Origin of the sequence: Pseudomonas sp. NFPP02 (genome assembly GCF_900119355.1) — a bacterium.
Lineage (GTDB): Bacteria > Pseudomonadota > Gammaproteobacteria > Pseudomonadales > Pseudomonadaceae > Aquipseudomonas > Aquipseudomonas paracarnis.
Map to the genome: position 1 here is coordinate 46,367 of NZ_FPJI01000010.1, position 19,104 is coordinate 65,470.

The window sequence follows — 19,104 nt, forward strand, 5'->3', positions numbered from 1 at the left end:
CGTGGGAACGATCATGTCAGGTCAAACGGGGTTTAATCGAGTCCGCCAACTGCGTAAGGATCAGGCAGCACGACACGGCCCCGGCATCCAGAACTCCGAGGGAACGCTCGCCCAAACGACTGGCCCGGCCAATCTTGGCCACCAGGTCCTTGGTCGAATCCCGCCCCTGAGAAGCAGCGCTTTTCATCGCGTCGAGTGCATCGCTGAAAGAACGCGCCGCTGCATGCGCCCGTTCAAAGGCTTCCACCGCCGGGATCAACGTGTCCATCAAGCACTTGTCGCCCACGCCCGCTTCGGTGATGTCCTGCAACGAGGTCAAGCCGCCGCGCAGCAGGTGGGCGAAGGTGGCGGCGTCGATGTCTTCACTGCCGCGCACTTCGTCGGCCATGCCGATAAACAGGCTGCCATACAAGGGCCCCATGGAGCCGCCGATGCCTTCCATCAGGCTCAGGGTCAGTTCATCCAGGGCTTCGGCCAGGGTCAGTTGGCGGCCTTCGATCGTGCGGCCGCAATGGGCAAAGCCCTTGGCCATGTTGATGCCATGGTCGCCATCGCCTATAGCGCCGTCGACTTCGCTGAGGTACTCCCGGTTTGCCACGATCACGCTGACCAGGTCGGCGACAATGGCGCTACCGTCATGGGTGGAAAAATGCTCGCTCATGGTTCACTCCGCCTGGGTCATGCCGATGGAGCGGCAGGGTTGGTCGATCAGGGTTTTCAGCTCGGCGTCGAGGCCGAGCAGGGTCAAGGTCACGCCCATCATCTCCAGGGACGTGAAGTAGTTGCCCACGTAGCAACGGTGAATCTTCAAACCTTTGGCCTTGAGCTGTTTTTCCACCTCGGCGTAGAAAATATACAACTCCATCACCGGGGTGGCGCCCAGGCCTGAGACCAGCACCACCACGCTGTCGTCCTGGCTGAAATCGCGGTCGGCGAGGATCGGCGCCAGCATGCGCTCGGCCATGGCGGCGGCCGGTTCAATCGGGATGACTTCGATGCCCGGTTCGCCATGATGGCCGATACCCAGCTCCATCTGGCCGTCGGGAATCTGGAAGTTCGGCTTGCCCACCGCGGCGATCGTGCAGGGCGTAAGGCCGATACCAATCGAGCGGCAGTGGTCGACGGTTTTCTGCGCCACCCGAATCACGCCGTCCAGGTCGTAATGCTGGGCAGCGGCGGCACCGCCGATCTTCCACATGAAGATCTCCCCGGCCACGCCGCGACGCTTGGCAATATCGGCCTTGGGCGCGGAGGCCACGTCGTCGTTGGCGACCACGGTGCGGATGCGCATGTCTTTGCTGGCGGCCATTTTCATTGCCAGCTTCACGTTCATGTTGTCGCCCGCGTAGTTGCCATACAGGCAGGCCACGCCTGCGCCATGGTCGGCGGCGCGGAAGGCGTCGAAAAAGCTCTTGGCGGTGGGCGAGGAAAAAATCTCGCCGACGGCCACCGCATCCACCAGGCCCGGGCCAACATAGCCGAGGAATGCCGGTTCATGCCCGGAGCCGCCGCCGGTGACAATGCCGACGCGGCCCTGGGCGGACGGTCTGGCCCGGACAATGACCCGTGGGTTGCTTTCGTACTGGCGCAGTTCGGGGTGCGCGACCAGGATGCCGCGCAGCATGTCTTCGACCACTTGGTCGGGATCGTTGATGACTCGATTCATAACGCGGGTTCCTGTTGTTTTTATTAACTGTAGGAGCGAGCTTGCTCGCGAAAAACGCCAACGATGACGCGGGCTGTCTGATTCAGCGTGGCGGCCTTGAGTTCTTCGCGAGCAAGCTCGCTCCTACAGTAAAAGCGGTTGAGTAAACTTTCAGGGTTCGAGCACAACCTTCAGCGATTTATCGCCGCGCTCCATCACCGCAAAGGCTTCCTTGAAGTCCGCCAGCGCAAACTTGTGGGTCACCACGTCGCGCATATCGATCTTGCGGTTGCCGATAAAGTCTATGGCCCTTGGGTACATATACGGCCCCAGGTGCGAGCCGAGGATATCCAGCTCCTTGCGGTCACCGATGATCGACCAATCCACCGTGGCCTCGTCATTGAACACGCTGAATTCCACAAAGCGTCCCAGCTTGCGCAGCATCGCCAGGCCTTGGTTCACCGCCTTGTGATGCCCGGTCGCCTCGATATAAATGTCGCAGCCGTAGCCATCGGTGATTTCGCGGATCTTCGCCAACACATCCACCTCGGCCGGGTTCCACACTTCATCGGCGCCCAGGCGCAGGGCGAGGGCGGCGCGTTCGGGTTTCATGTCCAGCACGATGAGTTTTTTCGGGTTGCGCAACCGCACCGCGCCGATGATGCCCAGGCCCAGGGTGCCGGCGCCGGCGACCACCACGATGTCGTCATGGTCGACGTTGGCGCGTTCCGCCGCGTGTAGCGAGCAGGCCAGGGGTTCGATCAGGATCGCTTCATCGGGGGCGATGGATTCCGGTACTTTGTGGATGATGCCTTCCTTGGTGAAGATCATGTATTGGGCCATGGCGCCCTGCACATTGTTCTGGAAGCCATACAGGTCGTGCTTCTGGCACATCCAGTACTGGCCGTGGTTGCAAAAGCGGCAGCCCCAGCACGGCACGATCTGCTCGGAGATCACCCGGTCGCCCACGGCCACGCCGCGCTTCTCGGCGCCTGGGCCAAGGGCGACCACGCGGCACACGAACTCATGCCCGGGGATCATCGGTGGCTTCACGTAGCGCGGTTGTTCGGCATCGCCCCAGAACGACGGCGCGCCGCGATAGGTCTTGATATCGCCCATGCAAATGCCGCACAGCTCGACTTTGGTCAGGATCTCGTCGGGGCCGGGCGTGGGCACGTCGACGGTTTCCAGGCGGTAATCTTCGGGACCGTGGCAGACCACAGCCTGCATGGTTTTCGGGATGCTCGGGGCGAGTTGTTCAGGTGTGCGTTCGGTGACGGTGGACATGACAAAACCTCACGACATAACGATGAATTACTGAATGCTGTAGCCGCCGTCGATCACCATGTTGGCACCGGTGATCATCTGCGCGGCATCACTGAGCAGGTACAACGCCAGCCCGGCGATTTCTTCCGGTTGGGCAAAGCGACCTGCCGGAATCTGCAATTTGGCCCGCTCACCCACCTCGCCCGCCCAGGCTTTTTTGCCCAGGGCGGTTTCGACGATGGTCGGAGAGATGGCGTTGACGTTGATCTGCGGCGCCCACTCCATGGCCAATACCTTGGTCATGCCGACGATGGCGGCTTTGCTGGCGCAGTAGGCGACGTGACGGTCCAGGCCAATCACGGCGGCCTGGGACGCCAGGTTGACGATGCGCCCGCTGCCCTGGGCGATCATGTGCCTGGCGCAGGCCTGAGCCATGAAAAAACTGGCCTTGAGGTTGATGTCCAGGGTGGTGTCCCAGGCGCTTTCGCTGACCTCGATGGCCTTGTCCAGCAGCACCACGCCTGCGCTGTTGATCAGGTAATCCAGACGCTGGAAATGCGCGAACACCTTGTCGACGGTCGGTTGTATTCGGTCGATCTTCCCGAGGTCGACGGCAATGCCCAGGTGCCCGGCACCCAGGCTGGTGGCCACTTCGACCACGGCCGGATCGCGGTCCAGCAGCGCCACCCTTGCGCCGCGTTCCGCCAGCAAAGTGGCGCAGGCCAGGCCGATGCCGGCGGCGCCACCGGTGATCACCGCGCAACGGCCGCTGAGGTCGAAGGCTTGGTTCCAGAAACCAGACATGAATGACTCCTCGTTCCCACGCTCTGCGTGGGAATGCCGCGTGGAACGCTCTGCGTTCCGATGTTAAGTGACGCGGAGCGTCACGGGATGCGTTCCCACGCGGAGCGTGGGAACGATCAAACTACTTACCGCCGCTGACTTGCTTGTACAGCGCGTCCGCATTGGCATTGGTCACCGGCACCCAGGGCAGGATGTAGTTCTTGGCTGTGCCGTCGGCCCATTTCACGTCCTTGGCGTAGCGCTCCCAGATCACCGATTGCGGCTTGTAGTCCTCGCCTGCCAGGGCGCGCAGGGCCACGTCCAGTGCGCCTTGGGATTGGGCCTGGGCATCCTGGAGGAAGGTGGTGACTTCGTCCTTTTTCGCCGCCTGGATCGCATCCGGCATGCCGTCGATAGAGGTCACGGGCACATCCTTGGCGGTGAGGCCATGGGACTTCAAGGCCTGCACGGCGCCCAGGGCCATGTCGTCGTTCTGGGCGATCACGCCATTGATGCCCTTGGGGTGGGCGTTGAGCCAGTCTTCGGTGAGCGTCATGGCCTGGGCGCGGTCCCAGTTGGCGGTTTTCTTTTCGATGATCTTGATGTCCGGGTGTTTGCCCAGCACTTCCAGCTCGCCTTTTTCCCGGTCGATCTGCGCCGACTGGCCAATCGGGCCCTGGATGATCACCACGTTGCCCTTGCCGTTGAGCTTGTCGACCATGGCCTGGGCCTGCAGGCGGCCGCCTTCCACGTCGTCGTTACCCACATACGGCACGCTGGCATCGGCTACTTTCGTATTGGAGGCGATGACCACCACGTCGTTGCTCATGGCGGCCTTGACGGTGCCGACGCCGGCCTTGGTATCAATCGGCACGAACAGAATCGCGTCGTAGCGTTGGGTCACCATGTTTTCGATCTGGTTGTTCTGGGTCAGGGCGTCGTAGTTGCCGTCGAACACGGTCAACTGCACGGTGCCATCCTTGACGGCCGGATGCTCCTTGAGCTCACGAACCCAGTTCTGCATGAACTGCCCCTTGAGGCCATAGACGGCTGCGCCGATCTTGTAGGTCTTGCCGTCGGCGGCCAGGGCGATACTGCTGGCGAGCAGGGAGAGGGCCGCCGCGGCGGCCAGGGTGGTACCCAGTTTCATAAGTAGAACTCCGGTTATTGTTATGGGTCGTTCTTCAGCGTTTCTTCTTGCGCCACACGTCGATCAGTACTGCGAACACAATGATCAGGCCCTTGGCGACCTGCTGGTAATAGGAGGACACGCCGAGCAGGTTCAGGCCGTTGTTGATCACGCCGATCAACAGGGCCCCGAACAAGGTGCCGACAATGCTGCCGGTACCGCCCGACAGGCTGGTGCCGCCGATCACCACCGCGGCAATCGCGTCCAGCTCATAGGAAACCCCGGCCTGGGGCAGGGCAGAGGTAGTGCGTGCCGACAGCACCACGCCGGCCAACCCGGCGAGCAGGCCCGAGACCACGTACACCGAGAACATCACCTTGCGCACGCCAATGCCGGAGGTGCGTGCGCTTTTTTCATTGCCGCCCACCGCATACACATAACGGCCGTAGGTGGTGTAGCGCAGCACCATCCAGAAAATAAGCGCGACCACGGCGAAGATGATGATCGGCACGCCCACCGGGCCGACCTTGCCGATGCCCAGGGCCAGGTAGGCGTCGGGCAGGTCGGTGATCGGGCTGCCGTCGTTGAGAATAAAGGTCATGCCCCGCGCGATGCTGAGCATGCCGAGGGTGGCCACGAACGGCGGGATCGACAGGTTGGCGATCATGAAACCATTGACCACCCCGAGCATCGCGCCGGCAAACATCCCCGCGCTGACCGCCGCCAACAGGCCATAACCCTGGGTGGCGACCATGGCGCTGCACAACCCGGCGAAGGCCAGGATCGACCCCACCGACAGGTCGATGCCCTTGGTCAGGATCACATAGGTCATGCCCACGGCGAGAATGCCGTTGATGGAGGTCTGGCGCAGGATGTCCATCCAGTTGCGCCAGGTCATGAAGTACTCACTGGAAAACGCCATCACCACGCACAGCAGGATAAACACCAGCGGCAGGCCGAAGCGGTCGAGGGACAGGCGCAGGCGGTTGCGCGGCGCGGCGGTAACGGGGGCAACGATGGTTTTGGCATTCATGAGGCAAGACTCAACAAGGCTTCCTGGGAAAGGGCGGTGTCGGTGCTGATAGTGACCAGCCGGCCACCTTTGAAGACGGCGATGCGGTCGCTCAAGTGCAGCAGTTCCGGTGCTTCTGACGACACCACAATGGCTGCGCCACCGGCCCGCACAAACTGGTCGAGCAGGTGGTAGATCTCCTGTTTGGCGCCTTCGTCGATGCCGCGGGTGGGTTCATCGCAGAGCAGGCACACCGGTTCCGTGGACAGGCATTTGGCGAGCACCACCTTTTGCTGGTTGCCGCCGCTCATGGACGCCACCGGCAGCTCCAGGGAGCTGGTCTTGATCTGCAGGCGCTTGACCATGTCTTCGGCCAGTTGCGCTTCTTTGCGTGCGTTGATCAGCGACCAACTCGACAAGCGCTTATAGGCCGACAGTGCAATGTTCGACAGGATGCTGCCGGTCAGCACCAGGCCGCTGTCCTTGCGGTCTTCGGTGACCAGCGACATGCCGGCGTCGATGGTCGCCTTGGGCTGCCCGATGGGCATGGGCTTGCCTTGCAAGGTAACGCTGCCGGCATCCGCCACGGTCAGGCCGTAGATGCAATTGAGGAATTCACTGCGCCCGGAGCCCATCAACCCATAAATGCCGAGGATCTCGCCACGGCGCAGCTGCAGGCTGATGTCGTGGAACTCACCGTTGCGGCTCAGGTTGTCGACCTGCAGGCAGGTGCTGGCCGCGCATTCGCGGCCCACCTTGTGGTCGATGCGCGTCAGTTCCTGGCCGACAATGCCGCGCACCAGGTGGTCGCGGTCGATATCGGCCATGCGCCCGCTTTCGACAAAGGCGCCATCACGGAAGATGCTGTAGTCATCGGCGATCTGCGCCAGTTCGCTCAGTCGATGGGACACGTACACGATGCCGGCACCGCGTGCGGTAAGGCGGCGAATCGCCTTGAACAGGGTTTCGGCCTCGCGCTCGCCGATGGCCGAGGTGGGCTCGTCCATGATCATCACTTGGCAGTCATGGCTGAACGCCTTGGCGATTTCCACCAATTGCATCTGCGCCACGCTCAAGCGGTGCATGGGGCTGGTGGCGTCGACGTCGAACTCCAGGCTTTCGAGCAGTTCGCGGGTGCGGCGGTTGAGGGCCTTGCTGTCGACGATGCAACCGGCGCGGCGCGGTTCGCGGCCCAGCCAGATGTTTTCGGCGACGGTCATGTAGGGGATGGGTTCGAGCTCCTGGGTGATCATTGCGATCCCCGCGGCCAAGGCTTCACTCGGGCGATTGAACTGCACTGGTGCGCCGTTGAGCAGAATGCTGCCGGCGTCACGCTGGGTGATGCCCATCAGGATGCTCAGGAAGGTCGACTTGCCGGCACCGTTGCCGCCGCACAGGGCGTGGACGCTGCCGGCGCGCAGAGAAAGGCGCCCGTCGCGCAGGGCTGGCACCCCGGCGTAAGCCTTGGCGACGTGTTCAGCCTGGAGCAGTAATGGCGTGGCCATCGGCGTGTCCTCGTGCTGTGAATTCTTATTAGGTCGCACAGTCATGTTTCGCTGTGATCATATGTGTATCAAATGAAATTCTGATCAGTCAATCTCTTTCACTTAAAAGGTGTGATTCTCATCTTTGACGCGGTTATTGCCTTGGTATAGGGCTTTGACTGGCAGGTCAGTTAAATCTCGCTTGACAGTAAGGGGTGAATGCTTGCGAAATGAGTGAGAGATATTTCACTAAGTGATCATTTGATCAGTGGAGTTTGGCGCCATGAACACACCTTTCCCGGTGGCTATCGGATGTGATGAAGCGGGTTTTGAGCTCAAAGAGTTGTTGAAGCGCCATATCGAGGCGTTGGGATACCCGGTGACCGACTTCGGTACGCATTCAACGGCGCCGGTGCTGTACCCGGACATCGCCCTGGCCGTGGCCACCGCCATCAATGCCGGGCAACAGCGCCTCGGCGTGCTGGTATGCGGCACCGGCATAGGCATGGCCATCTCGGCCAACAAGGTGCTGGGCATCCGTGCGGCCCAGGCCCATGACACCTACTCGGCGGAGCGGGCGCGCAAGAGCAACGATGCGCAAATCCTCTCCATCGGTGCGCGGGTCATCGGTGCGGAGTTGGCCAAAAGCATCGTCAGTGCGTTTTTGGCCTCGGAGTTCGAAGCGGCGCGGTCCGGGGCCAAGGTCGAACGCATCAATGCGATCGAGCGCGATGGGCATCAGTAGTGGACGGCGCGGGGCAAGAGTCGGGAGAATGCGCCTTTGACGCCGAAACGGAAGCCCGTCCCCATGAGTGACAGTACCCAGCGCATGGCCAGTGATATCGATCAGATGACCGAAGTGGCGATGCTCTATTACCTTGAGAACGTCACTCAGGAGGCCATTGCCAAGCGCTTTGACCTGTCGCGGGCCAAAGTCAGCCGCCTGCTCAAGCGTGCTCGGGATGAAGGGATCGTCGAGGTGCGTGTGTTGCAGCACCCGGCGATGAACAACGAGCTGGAGCGGGCGCTGGTAGAGCGCTTCAAGCTCGACCGCGCCTTGATCGCGGTCGACCACAGCGACCCCGACACCCAGCGCTCGGCGGTCGCCAGCCTGGTCGCCAACTACCTCAACAAGACCCTGAGTGATGGGATGATCGTTGCCGTGGGCATGGGGCGTAACGTCGGCGCGGTGGCCGATAACGTGTTTCTGCCGGTGACCCGCAACTGCACCTTCGTGTGTGCCATCGGCGGTTCGCTCAAGGCCGGCGAATACATGAACCCTGACCACATCTGCCGACGCCTGGCCCTGCGCTTTGGGGGCGAAAGTGAAAGCCTCTACGCCCCGGCGTTGGTGGCCAACCCGGAACTGCGCGGGGTGCTGATCAACAACGACACGGTGCGTTCGACCCTTGACCGCGCACGCCGCGCTGACATTGCCTTGATCGGCATCGGCGACATGAGCGAGAACAGCAACATGGTGCGCATGGGCTGGTTCTCGCCCCAGGAAATCGCCCAGGCGCGCCTGTCTGGCACTGTGGGCGACATGATGGGCTATGACTTTATCGACATTCACGGCCAGCCGGCGGTCAACGCCATCCAGGGGCGGGTGATCGGGTTGACGGTGCAGGAGCTGTTTCGCATCCCGGACGTGGTGGCGATTGCCAGCGAGAACACCAAGGCGGCGGCGACCTTGGGGGCGTTGCGTTCGGGGGTGATCAATACGCTGGCGACCACCGTCACCAATGCCCACACCATCCTGGCGCTGGACGATGCCACTCGTAAACCCTGATACAGATCGTTCCCACGCTCCAGCGTGGGAACGCATCCTGTGACGCTCCGCGTCATCCTTGCGCGGGTGGGACGCGGAGCGTCACAGGCGGCATTCCCACGCAGAGCGTGGGAACGATCATGCATCGAGGTGCCGGCATCTCAACGATCATGCATCGAGGTGCCGGCATCTCAACGATCATGCATCGAGGTGCCTGCATCGCGGGCAAGCCAGCTCCCACAAGTATCGCTGTGCTTCTGATAGGGGTTTACAGGTTTTGTAATAGTTTTGCGTTGTGGGAAATTTGTATTTCGAATGTAGGATTCAAGTCCTTTTGTCATTTCAGGACTTGCATGAACACCCTCTCGGAGCCTCCCAGTCGTCTTTCCCCAAGACAACCGCTGTCGCTGTTCCCGCTGAAGCACCCCGTATTCCGTCAACTAACCTTGTCCCGGTCGCATGACCGCACTTTGCCGTGCCCGGCGTTCTGAACACTTTAAAGACAGAGAATTTATAAATGGAATGGTTAGCGGATCCTACGGCCTGGCTCGGCCTTGCGACCTTGATTGTGCTGGAACTGGTGCTGGGTATCGACAACCTGGTGTTTATCGCGATCCTGGCGGACAAGTTGCCGCCGGAGCAGCGTGACCGTGCACGTTTGATCGGTTTATCCCTGGCGCTGCTGATGCGCCTGGGCCTGTTGGCGAGTATTTCCTGGTTGGTGACCCTGACCCAGCCGCTGTTCGAGGTGTTCGACAAGAGCTTCTCCGGCCGTGATCTGATCATGCTGTTTGGTGGTGTGTTCCTGTTGTTCAAGGCCACCATGGAATTGCATGAGCGCCTTGAAGGCCATGTGGCGCAGCACAAGGGCAGTGTGGCTTACGCAATGTTCTGGCCTATTGTCGCGCAGATCGTGGTGCTGGATGCGGTGTTCTCCCTCGACGCGGTGATTACCGCCGTGGGCATGGTCGACGAGCTGGCGGTGATGATGATCGCCGTGATCGTGTCCATCGGCCTGATGATCGTGGCGAGCAAGCCGCTGACCCGTTTCGTCAATGCGCACCCGACCGTGATCATGCTGTGCCTGGGCTTCCTGATGATGATCGGTTTCGCCCTGACCGCCGAAGGCCTGGGCTTCCATATTCCCAAGGGCTACTTGTACGCGGCCATTGGCTTCTCGATTCTGATCGAGGTGTTCAACCAGATCGCCCGAGCCCGTCGCAAGAAGTCGGCGCAGGGCGTGTTGCCGGTGCGTGAGCGTACCGCCCATGCGGTGATGCGCTTGTTGGGCGGCCGCAGCCTGGCGGTGGAAGAGGTGGGTGAAGACGTGGCTGACCTGCTGGGCGAGCCGGATGCTGCGCAGGGTCCGCTGTTTGACCGACGCGAACGGGTGATGATCAGCGGCGTGCTGCAACTGGCCGAGCGGCCGATTCGCACCCTGATGACGCCAAGGGCCAAGGTTGATTGCATCGACCTGGCGGATGACCCCGAGACGATCCGTCTGAAACTGATGCACTCGTCCTACTCGCGTCTGCCGTTGATCCGTAACGGTGCGGTGGATGAGCCCCTGGGTTTTGTGCACAAGAAGGAGTTACTCAAGGAGTACCTGGCGGGCAACGAGCCGAACCTGGAACACCTGGCGCGTCGGGCGATCAACCTGCTGGACAGTTTTTCGATCCTCAATGCCCTGGAGCAGATGCGCCAGGAGTCCACTCACATCGCTTTCGTGATCAACGAATTCGGCGACTTCATGGGCGTATTGAGCATGACGGATATTCTGGAATCCATCGCCGGTGAATTGCCCGATGCCAGCGAAATCGAAGGGCCCGATATTGTCGAGCAAGGCGATGGCTTCCGTGCCAATGGCGCCTTGAACCTCAACCTGGTGCGTCAACGCACGGGCTTCAAGGCGGTGACGACCGAGGATTATCAAACCCTGGCAGGTTTGGTGATGAGCCTGCTTGACCGCCTGCCGGTGGTGGGCGATAGCCTGGAACATGAAGGCTGGCGTTTGACCGTGGCTGAAGTGGAGGAGCGTCGAGTGACGCAAGTGCACTTGCACCCTTGCTCAGGTCATAACGGCTGAAGATGTCCTTCACGTACTGCTCTTGTTCTTCAAGGGGGCCCAAACCTTTGTGTTGTTCCACCAGGGCGCCCTTGCGATAGATCAGCAGCGTCGGGGTGCCTGACACGTCCGGGTGCCTCGGCGTATGGGCGCAATCGAGTACCAGGCTCACGACCCAGGGATGCTGCCAGGCGTGCTGTTCGAACAAGGAGCCTGCCTGCGCGCAAGCGGGGCAATGCTCTGATACAAACAGGAGGAACACCGGGCGCGGTGTATTCAGTACGCGTTCGAACGCTTTGGCGCTGGAAATGATGCGGGTGGCCATTCCCATGGTGATCTCCCTTCAAGCCGCGTGGGTGTTTGCCAACGCTAAGCCCGTGGCTTATCACCGTCTACTGTCAACCTTCACAGGCCTGCCTCGCGCTCTATGCGCTCCCTGGCCTTGCGGGCCTGGCTCGCGCACTTCTCGTATTCCTCATTGTCGCGGGAGGCCTTGGCCCGGCGATAGCCATGGTGATTCTGGGCGGTGTAGTCGGTACTGAAGGCTTCCTTGAGTTTCTGCAGTTCTTCCTTGCATTCACGACGGTCGCTACTGGCCAGGGCGTTGCCAGCCACCCCGAGCAAAAGCACGGGCAAGATATATCGCAGTTTCATCAGTCAGGGTTCCATGTAAGGGCGAGCAAGCACGCTCTTAGAGGTTAGCCCAGGCGTTCGGTATTGGTGCGCAGTAACAGGGTTTGAGGTCTTGCGTAGCAAAGCGTTTGTACTCACAGGCAGGCGCCGTATTCCCGTCAGGCCGCTATCTGACTGATCCACAAGGCATTTGCGGGGCGCATGTCTTTCCATGAGCACCTATGGCACACTTTCTGCTGTCTATTCCGTTGTTACATACCAAGTTCCGGTATAGCGGAATACACCCTCCCTGGAGTGCTTGTCATGCATCACCGACCTTCCGTATTCAAAGCGTGTGTTTTTCTCGTCGCTGCATCGGCTTCCCTCGCCAGCGTGGTGCAGGCGGCGGACAGCAAGCTCGATGATGTGCTCAAGCGTGGGCACTTGATCGTAGGCACAGGCAGTACCAATGCGCCGTGGCACTTCCAGGGAGCGGATGGCAAATTGCAGGGGTTTGATATCGACATCGGCCGCATCGTGGCCAAAGGCTTGTTCAATGACCCGAGCAAGGTGGAGTTTGTGGTGCAATCGTCCGATGCACGTATTCCCAACCTGCTCACCGACAAGGTCGACATGAGCTGCCAGTTCATCACCGTTACCGCCAGCCGTGCGCAGCAGGTGGCCTTTACCCTGCCGTACTACCGGGAAGGCGTCGGCCTGCTGTTGCCCAATAACAGCAAATACAAGGAAATCGAAGACCTGCAGGCGGCGGGCGACGACGTCACCGTGGCTGTGCTGCAGAACGTGTATGCCGAAGAGTTGGTGCACCAGGCACTGCCCAAGGCCAAGGTCGATCAGTACGACAGCGTTGACCTGATGTACCAGGCCGTGAACTCAGGCCGCGCCGATGCTGCTGCCACCGACCAGTCCTCGGTCAAATACCTGATGGTGCAGAACCCTGGCCGCTACCGCAGCCCCACCTACGCCTGGAGCCCGCAAACCTATGCCTGCGCGGTCAAGCGCGGCGACCAGGACTGGCTGAATTTCGTCAACACCGCGCTGCACGAAGCCATGACCGGTGTGGAATTCCCCACCTACAAAGCCTCGTTCAAGCAGTGGTTCGGCGTGGAACTGCCAGAACCGGCGATTGGTTTTCCCGTGGAATTCAAGTGACCCGCAACAACAGGGGCGTGCCTGAACACGCCCCCTTCAGGTGCTGCTGACCATGAACTATCAGTTGAACTTTGCCGCCGTCTGGCGTGATTTCGACACCTTGCTGGCGGGGCTCGGCCTGGGGCTGCAGTTGGCGTTGCTGTCGATCGCCATCGGCTGCGTGATCGGCCTGTTGATGGCGTTTGCCATGCTTTCCAGGTACCGCGCGTTGCGTATTATTGCCTCGGTGTATGTCACCGTGGTGCGCAACACCCCGATCCTGGTGTTGATCCTGTTGATCTACTTCGCCTTGCCCTCCCTGGGCATTCGGCTGGATAAGATTCCCTCGTTCATCATCACCCTGTCGCTGTATGCCGGTGCCTATCTCACCGAGGTATTCCGCGCAGGCCTGGTGAATATTCCCAAGGGCTTGCGGGAAGCCGGCCTGGCCATCGGCCTGGGGGAGTGGCGGATTCGCGCTTACATCACCGTGCCGGTGATGCTGCGCAACGTGTTGCCGGCACTCTCGAACAACTTCATCTCGCTGTTCAAGGACACCTCCCTGGCCGCCGCGATCGCGGTGCCGGAGCTGACCTATTACGCCCGCAAGATCAACGTCGAAAGCTACCGGGTGATTGAAACCTGGCTGGTCACGACCGCGCTCTACGTGGCTGCCTGTTACCTGATTGCCATGCTGCTCCGTTACCTGGAACAGCGTTTGGCTATCCGTCGTTAAGGAAGGGCCTCATGTACGAATCCCCCAGTTGGCTGCATGAATTGTGGATCGCCCGCGAGACCCTCTGGGCCGGCTTTCAGGCCAGCGTGGCGGTCTCGGCGCTGGCGATTGTCTTTGGCACCCTGATCGGCATCGTCGCCGGGTTGATCCTCACCTACGGCAAGTTCTGGATGCGTGCGCCGTTCCGTCTGTATGTCGATTTGATCCGTGGCACGCCGGTGTTTGTGCTGGTGTTGGCATGTTTCTACATGCTGCCGGCCCTTGGCTGGCAAATCAGTGCGTTCCAGGCCGGTGCTGTGGGGCTTACCTTGTTCTGTGGCTCCCATGTATCGGAAATCGTGCGCGGCGCGCTGCAGGCCATTCCCCGTGGGCAATTGGAAGCGGGCAAGGCCATTGGCCTGACGTTCTATCAGTCCCTGGGCTATGTGCTGCTGCCCCAGGCGCTGCGGCAGATCTTGCCGACCTGGGTGAACTCCTCTACGGAAATCGTCAAGGCTTCCACCTTGCTGTCGGTGATCGGTGTGGCCGAATTGCTGCTCAGTACCCAGCAGGTGATCGCGCGCACCTTCCTGACCCTGGAGTTCTACCTGTTCGCCGGTTTTCTGTTCTTTGTCATCAACTACGCCATCGAATTATTCGGGCGCTACATTGAAAAGCGGGTGGCCTTGCCATGAACCAAGCTCAAACCAACCCAGCGCTGCTGGACATTCGTGGCCTGCGTAAACAATACGGCCAGGTGGAAGTGCTCAAGGGCGTCGACCTGTCCATGCAGCGCGGCAATGTGGTGACGTTGATCGGCTCCAGCGGCTCGGGCAAGACCACCTTGCTGCGCTGCGTGAACCTGCTGGAAGAGTTCCAGGGCGGGCAGATCACCCTGGATGGCGAGTCCATCGGCTACAGCGATGTCGGCGGCAAGCGTGTACGCCACCCGGAGCGGGTGATCGCCCAGCACCGCGCAATGACCGGCATGGCGTTCCAGCAATTCAACCTGTTCCCGCACCTGACCGCGCTGCAGAACGTCACCCTCGGCTTGCTCAAGGTCAAGAAAATGGGCAAGGATGAAGCGGTAGCGCTGGCCGAAAAATGGCTGGACCGCGTCGGCCTGCTGGAGCGCCGCAACCACTTTCCCGGCCAATTGTCCGGTGGTCAGCAACAACGCGTGGCCATTGCCCGGGCCATTGCCATGAACCCCAGCCTGATGCTGTTCGACGAAGTCACCTCGGCCCTCGACCCGGAGTTGGTGGGCGAAGTGCTCAGCGTGATCAAGGGGTTGGCGGAGGAGGGCATGACCATGTTGTTGGTCACCCACGAGATGCGCTTTGCCTATGAGGTCTCGGACCAGATCGTCTTCATGAACCAGGGCCGCATTGAAGAGCAGGGCAGTGCGAAGGACATCTTCGAACGGCCGCAGTCGCCGCGACTGGCAGAATTTCTCAAGAACATTCGTTTTTAACAAGGAGCAACTTTATGAGCATTACTCGTTACGGCACCGGCAGCACCGCAGGTGGCGGCCAGCCACGTCCGTTCGCCCGCGCGGTGGAAGCCGATGGCTGGCTGTACGTGTCGGGCCAGGTGCCTGCGGTGGACGGTGAAATCATCAGTGGCGGCATCATCGAGCAAACCCGCCAGACGATGCGCAACGTGGTGGCGATCCTCGAAGAAGCCGGCTACGAACTCAAGGATGTGGTGCGGGTGGGCGTATGGTTGGAAGACCCACGGGACTTCTGGAGTTTCAACAAGGTATTCGGCGAATACTTCACCCCGGAACACGCCCCGGCGCGCGCCTGCGTGCAGGCCAATATGATGGTCGATTGCAAGGTCGAGATCGATTGCGTGGCCTACAAGAAAAAGGCCTAACTGATCATTCCCACGCTCTGCGTGGGAATACCGCCTTGGACGCACTGCGTCCGCGCATGTGACGCAAAGCGTCACCGCATGCATTCCCACGCAGAGCGTGGGAACGATCATCTGGAACGGGACCGAGTACTGCCATGACCGAAGACACCATCAAACGCCGCGCCAAAGGCCTGGACCGTGCGTTCGATATCCTCGATTTTCTCAAGGAAATCGGCCAACCCCTGCGCCCGAATGATATTGCCAGCGGCATTGGCAGCCCCAAATCCACGGTCTACGAACTGGTGGCGTCGTTGCTGGAGCGGCGCATCCTGGAGACCGTGGGCAAGGACGGCCACGTGTATCTGGGGCGCCAGCTGTATTTCCTCGGCCAGGCACACTTGCGTCACTTCGACCTGACCCGCGAGGCCGACCACGCCTTGCAGGAGATCGTCAGCCAGACCCACGAAACCGCGCAGATGTGCCTGCTCAACGGGCGCAAATACACGGTGGCGCTGATGCGCGAGGGCCAGCGGCATTTCCGTATTTCTTCGGACATAGGTGAAAACGCGCCCATTCCGTGGACTGCCTCGGGACGCTTGTTGCTGGGGCATTTGAGCGATCAGCAGATCGTCGACCTGATCGATCCCGACGATTTCATCCTGCCGGATGGCCTGCGCCTGCCGCTGGACACCTTTCTGGCGCAGATTCGCCAGGCCAGCCTGGATGGGTTCTTCTCCTTCGACAGTGTGGCCGACACCTTCACCCACTGCTTTGCCGCCCCGGTGCGCGATGCCCAGGGCATCAGCATCGCGACCCTGTGCATCGTCGCCCCCCGGGCTGATGCGAGCAAAAACTACCACGACTATCGCCGGGTACTGATCGACAGTGCCAACAGCCTGGCCCGGCGCATCAACGAATAGGAGTTTTCCATGTCTGCCCTCAATGCCGTTGAAAAAGGTGCCGCCGCCGTCGGTGCCCATTTGGTTCGCGATGTCAGCCTGCCGGCCCTGGTGCTGCACCGTGACGCCCTGGAACATAACATCCGCTGGATGCAGGACTTTGTCCGCAGCAGCGGCGCCGAGCTGGCGCCCCACGGCAAGACCAGCATGATGCCCGCGCTGTTCCAGCGCCAGATCGCCGCCGGTGCCTGGGGCATCACCCTGGCTACCGCCGTGCAGACCCGCGCCGCCTACGCCAGCGGCGTGCGTCGCGTGCTGATGGCCAACCAACTGGTGGGCGCGGCGAACATGGCCTTGATCGCAGACCTGCTGGCCGACAAGGATTTTGACTTCCATTGCATGGTCGATCACCCGGACAACGTCGCCGACCTGGGCCTGTTCTTCGCCGCCCGTGGCCAGCGCCTCAACGTGATGATCGAGTACGGCGTGGTCGGTGGCCGGTGCGGCTGCCGCAGCGAGCAGCAAGTGCGCGACCTGGCCAAGGCGATCAAGGCCCAGCCGGCCTTGGCCCTCACCGGTATCGAGGGTTACGAAGGCGTGATCCACGGCGAGCACGCCATCAGCGGTATCCGCGCCTTCGCCGCCAGCCTGGTGAGCCTGGCGGTGGAACTGCAAGACAGCGGCCTGTTCGACCTGCCCAAGCCGATCATCACCGCATCGGGCTCGGCCTGGTACGACCTGATCGCCGAGTCGTTCGAAACGCAGAACGCCGCCGGCCGCTTCCTCAGCGTGTTGCGCCCTGGCAGTTACGTGGCCCACGACCATGGCATCTATAAAGAGGCGCAGTGCTGCGTACTCGAACGCCGCAGCGACCTCAACGAGGGCCTGCGCCCGGCAATGGAAGTCTGGGCGCATGTGCAGTCGCTGCCGGAGCCTGGTTTTGCGGTGGTTGCCCTGGGCAAGCGCGACGTGGCCTACGACGCCGGTTTGCCAGTGCCGCTCAAGCGCTACAGGGCCGGGATCGTGCCGGCGCAAGGTGATGATGTGAGCGGGTGCAAGGTCACGGCGGTGATGGACCAGCATGCGTTCATGACTGTGGCGCCGGAGGTTGAATTGCGTATTGGCGACATCATTTCCTTTGGTACGTCCCACCCTTGCCTGACCTTTGACAAGTGGCAGGTGGGGTGCCTGGTGGATGAGCAGTTGCAGGTGGTCGAGTCTCTGCATACCTGCTTCTAGACCGAGTCGCGGCTATCGCAGCGATGCGGCGACCCGACAAGCCAGCTCCCACAGTGACCGCGTTTTAACTGAAGGAATGCAGTCGAATATGGGAGTCGGGCTTGCCCGCGATGGGGCCCTCCAGCACACCTGAGAACTTTGCCATGAACATCCACCCCCGCATCGCCCTCATCGGCGAATGCATGATCGAACTGCAACACCGCGCCGACGGCAGCCTGCACCAGAGCTTCGGCGGTGACACTTTGAACACCGCGGTGTACCTGCGCCGCGAGCTGGGCGATGCCGGCAGCGTTGACTACGTCACCGCCCTGGGCGATGACAGCTTCAGCGATGCCATGTGTGAGCATTGGCACGCCGAAGGCCTTGGCCTGGACAGGGTCCAGCGTCTGCCTGGGCGCCTGCCGGGCTTGTATTGCATCCAGACCGACGCCCAGGGCGAACGTAAATTCCTCTACTGGCGCAACGAGGCGGCCGTGCGCGACTGCTTCACCACGCCTGCCGCCGAGCCGGTGCTGGCGGCCCTGCCGGGCTATGATGTGGTGTATTTCAGCGGCATTACCTTGGCCGTGCTGGGAGACATCGGGCGTGAGCGTTTACTGCAGGCGCTGATCGAAGCCCGCCGGCGCGGCGCCAGGGTGGTGTTCGATAACAACTACCGGCCCCGGTTGTGGGCCGATGTGCAAACGGCTCGTGAGGCGTATCGCAGGGTGTTGGCCGAAGTGGACATTGCCTTGCTCACCGAGGATGACGAGCGCGCGTTGTTTGGCTATGAGGATAGCGAGCAGGTGTTTGCGGCGTACCCGTCGATTGCAGAAGTGGTGCTCAAGCGGGGAGCGGATGCGTGCCTGATTCGTTGCGCGGGCGAGCGCTTTGCGGTGCCGTCGTTGAAAGTGGAGAAGGTGGTGGACACCACGGCGGCGGGGGATTCGTTCAGTGCGGCGTATTTGGCCTCTCGGCTCAAGGGTGGCTCGCCCCAAGACGCCGCACTGGCGGGGCATCGGTTGGCAAGCCGGGTGATTCAGGTGCCCGGGGCGCTGATACCGAGATGATCACTGATCGTTCCCACGCTCTGCGTGGGAGTGCAGCCCGGGACGCACCGCGTCCCAGAAGCGGACGCAGAGCGTCCAGTGAGGCATTCCCACGCAGAGCGTGGGAACGATCGGACTGAAGCCATCCACTCAATCGCGGTAAAACACCTGCACCAGGTGATACCCAAATTTGCTCTTGATCGGCCCGTGCACCACCTTCACCGGTTTCTTGAAGATCACCGCATCAATCGCCCCCACCATCTGCCCGGGCCGCACTTCGCCCAGGTCACCACCGCGTTTGCCCGACGGGCAGGTGGAGTACTTCTTGGCCAGCACATCAAAGGCTTCGCCCTTGGCAATGCGCTGCTTGAGTTGTTCGGCTTCTTCGCTGGTTTTCACCAGGATATGACGGGCTTGGGCTTTCATGGGGCTCTACCAGCTGTGCGACGG

General features: G+C 61.4%; 20 protein-coding genes and 1 pseudogene. 11 read left to right on the plus strand and 10 right to left on the minus strand.

Annotated elements, in window-relative coordinates; all coding sequences use genetic code 11:
• Positions 1 to 16: 16 nt before the first annotated feature.
• From dhaL to BT204_RS18095, 7 genes are all read right to left on the minus strand, one after another.
• Complete coding sequence (gene dhaL / locus BT204_RS18065; RefSeq protein ID WP_054896551.1) at positions 17 to 661, minus strand: dihydroxyacetone kinase subunit DhaL; 645 nt, start codon at positions 659 to 661, stop codon at positions 17 to 19.
• A gap of 3 nt (positions 662 to 664) precedes the next feature.
• On the minus strand, positions 665 to 1,666 hold the full coding sequence (locus tag BT204_RS18070) for a dihydroxyacetone kinase subunit DhaK (protein ID WP_034125751.1): 1,002 nt from the start codon (positions 1,664 to 1,666) through the stop codon (positions 665 to 667).
• A gap of 150 nt (positions 1,667 to 1,816) precedes the next feature.
• A complete protein-coding gene (locus tag BT204_RS18075) occupies positions 1,817 to 2,932 on the minus strand; it encodes an erythritol/L-threitol dehydrogenase (RefSeq protein ID WP_019817618.1) in 1,116 nt (371 codons plus the stop codon).
• 27 nt (positions 2,933 to 2,959) lie between these two features.
• Positions 2,960 to 3,715 carry an SDR family oxidoreductase gene (locus BT204_RS18080; protein ID WP_072447736.1) on the minus strand — a complete coding sequence of 252 codons (756 nt, stop codon included), beginning with the start codon at positions 3,713 to 3,715 and terminating at the stop codon, positions 2,960 to 2,962.
• Between the two features lie 121 nt (positions 3,716 to 3,836).
• On the minus strand, positions 3,837 to 4,844 hold the full coding sequence (locus tag BT204_RS18085; protein ID WP_014718192.1) for a substrate-binding domain-containing protein: 1,008 nt from the start codon (positions 4,842 to 4,844) through the stop codon (positions 3,837 to 3,839).
• A 34-nt stretch (positions 4,845 to 4,878) separates the two neighbouring features.
• On the minus strand, positions 4,879 to 5,856 hold the full coding sequence (locus BT204_RS18090; protein ID WP_014718193.1) for an ABC transporter permease: 978 nt from the start codon (positions 5,854 to 5,856) through the stop codon (positions 4,879 to 4,881).
• Complete coding sequence (locus tag BT204_RS18095; protein ID WP_054918574.1) at positions 5,853 to 7,340, minus strand: sugar ABC transporter ATP-binding protein; 1,488 nt, start codon at positions 7,338 to 7,340, stop codon at positions 5,853 to 5,855. The genes BT204_RS18090 and BT204_RS18095 overlap by 4 nt, the downstream gene beginning before the upstream one ends.
• Before the next feature lie 262 nt (positions 7,341 to 7,602).
• On the opposite strand from BT204_RS18095, the gene rpiB reads away from it, so the two are divergent.
• The 3 genes from rpiB to BT204_RS18110 all read left to right on the plus strand — a co-directional run bounded on the left by rpiB (position 7,603) and on the right by BT204_RS18110 (position 11,173).
• Entirely contained in the window at positions 7,603 to 8,064 is a 462-nt protein-coding gene (rpiB, locus tag BT204_RS18100) for a ribose 5-phosphate isomerase B (RefSeq protein ID WP_019817614.1), read from the plus strand.
• Between the two features lie 63 nt (positions 8,065 to 8,127).
• Entirely contained in the window at positions 8,128 to 9,108 is a 981-nt protein-coding gene (locus BT204_RS18105) for a sugar-binding transcriptional regulator (protein ID WP_054918572.1), read from the plus strand.
• Between the two features lie 496 nt (positions 9,109 to 9,604).
• Positions 9,605 to 11,173, plus strand: coding sequence for a TerC family protein (locus BT204_RS18110; RefSeq protein WP_034125744.1), 1,569 nt, complete (start codon positions 9,605 to 9,607; stop codon positions 11,171 to 11,173).
• Positions 11,174 to 11,195: 22 nt separating this feature from the next.
• Here BT204_RS18110 and BT204_RS26970 read toward each other — a convergent pair.
• Positions 11,196 to 11,483 (minus strand): annotated as a pseudogene (locus BT204_RS26970) (thioredoxin family protein); the annotation flags it as partial.
• 74 nt (positions 11,484 to 11,557) lie between these two features.
• Positions 11,558 to 11,806 (minus strand): hypothetical protein, encoded by a 249-nt coding sequence (locus BT204_RS18120; RefSeq protein WP_072447740.1) that lies wholly within the window; start codon positions 11,804 to 11,806, stop codon positions 11,558 to 11,560.
• A gap of 282 nt (positions 11,807 to 12,088) precedes the next feature.
• Here BT204_RS18120 and BT204_RS18125 point away from each other — a divergent pair, with 282 nt between their 5' ends.
• The 8 genes from BT204_RS18125 (at position 12,089) to BT204_RS18160 (ending at position 18,675) form a co-directional block, all read left to right on the plus strand.
• Complete coding sequence (locus BT204_RS18125) at positions 12,089 to 12,937, plus strand: transporter substrate-binding domain-containing protein (RefSeq protein ID WP_054896548.1); 849 nt, start codon at positions 12,089 to 12,091, stop codon at positions 12,935 to 12,937.
• 52 nt (positions 12,938 to 12,989) lie between these two features.
• A complete protein-coding gene (locus BT204_RS18130; protein ID WP_054896547.1) occupies positions 12,990 to 13,652 on the plus strand; it encodes an amino acid ABC transporter permease in 663 nt (220 codons plus the stop codon).
• Positions 13,653 to 13,663: 11 nt separating this feature from the next.
• Entirely contained in the window at positions 13,664 to 14,326 is a 663-nt protein-coding gene (locus BT204_RS18135; protein WP_072447742.1) for an amino acid ABC transporter permease, read from the plus strand.
• A complete protein-coding gene (locus tag BT204_RS18140) occupies positions 14,323 to 15,105 on the plus strand; it encodes an amino acid ABC transporter ATP-binding protein (protein WP_020301585.1) in 783 nt (260 codons plus the stop codon). Before BT204_RS18135 ends, BT204_RS18140 begins: the two co-directional genes overlap by 4 nt.
• 14 nt (positions 15,106 to 15,119) lie before the next feature.
• Positions 15,120 to 15,509 (plus strand): RidA family protein, encoded by a 390-nt coding sequence (locus BT204_RS18145; protein ID WP_057014351.1) that lies wholly within the window; start codon positions 15,120 to 15,122, stop codon positions 15,507 to 15,509.
• A 134-nt stretch (positions 15,510 to 15,643) separates the two neighbouring features.
• A complete protein-coding gene (locus BT204_RS18150) occupies positions 15,644 to 16,408 on the plus strand; it encodes an IclR family transcriptional regulator (protein ID WP_003191821.1) in 765 nt (254 codons plus the stop codon).
• 9 nt (positions 16,409 to 16,417) lie between these two features.
• Entirely contained in the window at positions 16,418 to 17,626 is a 1,209-nt protein-coding gene (locus BT204_RS18155) for an amino acid deaminase (RefSeq protein ID WP_054918566.1), read from the plus strand.
• 143 nt (positions 17,627 to 17,769) lie between these two features.
• Positions 17,770 to 18,675 (plus strand): sugar kinase, encoded by a 906-nt coding sequence (locus BT204_RS18160; RefSeq protein WP_072447888.1) that lies wholly within the window; start codon positions 17,770 to 17,772, stop codon positions 18,673 to 18,675.
• A gap of 129 nt (positions 18,676 to 18,804) precedes the next feature.
• On the opposite strand, the gene BT204_RS18165 is transcribed toward BT204_RS18160, so the two are convergent.
• Positions 18,805 to 19,080: a peptidylprolyl isomerase gene (locus BT204_RS18165; RefSeq protein WP_003174397.1), complete on the minus strand. Its 276-nt coding sequence runs from the start codon at positions 19,078 to 19,080 to the stop codon at positions 18,805 to 18,807.
• Positions 19,081 to 19,104: the final 24 nt, after the last annotated feature.

Bases quoted from the DNA above. Each gene is read 5' to 3' on its own strand.
- dhaL (WP_054896551.1), bottom strand. From the start codon at position 661: ATGAGCGAGCATTTTTCCACCCATGACGGTAGCGCCATTGTCGCCGAC.
- BT204_RS18070 (WP_034125751.1), bottom strand. From the start codon at position 1,666: ATGAATCGAGTCATCAACGATCCCGACCAAGTGGTCGAAGACATGCTG.
- BT204_RS18075 (WP_019817618.1), bottom strand. From the start codon at position 2,932: ATGTCCACCGTCACCGAACGCACACCTGAACAACTCGCCCCGAGCATC.
- BT204_RS18080 (WP_072447736.1), bottom strand. From the start codon at position 3,715: ATGTCTGGTTTCTGGAACCAAGCCTTCGACCTCAGCGGCCGTTGCGCG.
- BT204_RS18085 (WP_014718192.1), bottom strand. From the start codon at position 4,844: ATGAAACTGGGTACCACCCTGGCCGCCGCGGCGGCCCTCTCCCTGCTC.
- BT204_RS18090 (WP_014718193.1), bottom strand. From the start codon at position 5,856: ATGAATGCCAAAACCATCGTTGCCCCCGTTACCGCCGCGCCGCGCAAC.
- BT204_RS18095 (WP_054918574.1), bottom strand. From the start codon at position 7,340: ATGGCCACGCCATTACTGCTCCAGGCTGAACACGTCGCCAAGGCTTAC.
- rpiB (WP_019817614.1), top strand. From the start codon at position 7,603: ATGAACACACCTTTCCCGGTGGCTATCGGATGTGATGAAGCGGGTTTT.
- BT204_RS18105 (WP_054918572.1), top strand. From the start codon at position 8,128: ATGAGTGACAGTACCCAGCGCATGGCCAGTGATATCGATCAGATGACC.
- BT204_RS18110 (WP_034125744.1), top strand. From the start codon at position 9,605: ATGGAATGGTTAGCGGATCCTACGGCCTGGCTCGGCCTTGCGACCTTG.
- BT204_RS18120 (WP_072447740.1), bottom strand. From the start codon at position 11,806: ATGAAACTGCGATATATCTTGCCCGTGCTTTTGCTCGGGGTGGCTGGC.
- BT204_RS18125 (WP_054896548.1), top strand. From the start codon at position 12,089: ATGCATCACCGACCTTCCGTATTCAAAGCGTGTGTTTTTCTCGTCGCT.
- BT204_RS18130 (WP_054896547.1), top strand. From the start codon at position 12,990: ATGAACTATCAGTTGAACTTTGCCGCCGTCTGGCGTGATTTCGACACC.
- BT204_RS18135 (WP_072447742.1), top strand. From the start codon at position 13,664: ATGTACGAATCCCCCAGTTGGCTGCATGAATTGTGGATCGCCCGCGAG.
- BT204_RS18140 (WP_020301585.1), top strand. From the start codon at position 14,323: ATGAACCAAGCTCAAACCAACCCAGCGCTGCTGGACATTCGTGGCCTG.
- BT204_RS18145 (WP_057014351.1), top strand. From the start codon at position 15,120: ATGAGCATTACTCGTTACGGCACCGGCAGCACCGCAGGTGGCGGCCAG.
- BT204_RS18150 (WP_003191821.1), top strand. From the start codon at position 15,644: ATGACCGAAGACACCATCAAACGCCGCGCCAAAGGCCTGGACCGTGCG.
- BT204_RS18155 (WP_054918566.1), top strand. From the start codon at position 16,418: ATGTCTGCCCTCAATGCCGTTGAAAAAGGTGCCGCCGCCGTCGGTGCC.
- BT204_RS18160 (WP_072447888.1), top strand. From the start codon at position 17,770: ATGAACATCCACCCCCGCATCGCCCTCATCGGCGAATGCATGATCGAA.
- BT204_RS18165 (WP_003174397.1), bottom strand. From the start codon at position 19,080: ATGAAAGCCCAAGCCCGTCATATCCTGGTGAAAACCAGCGAAGAAGCC.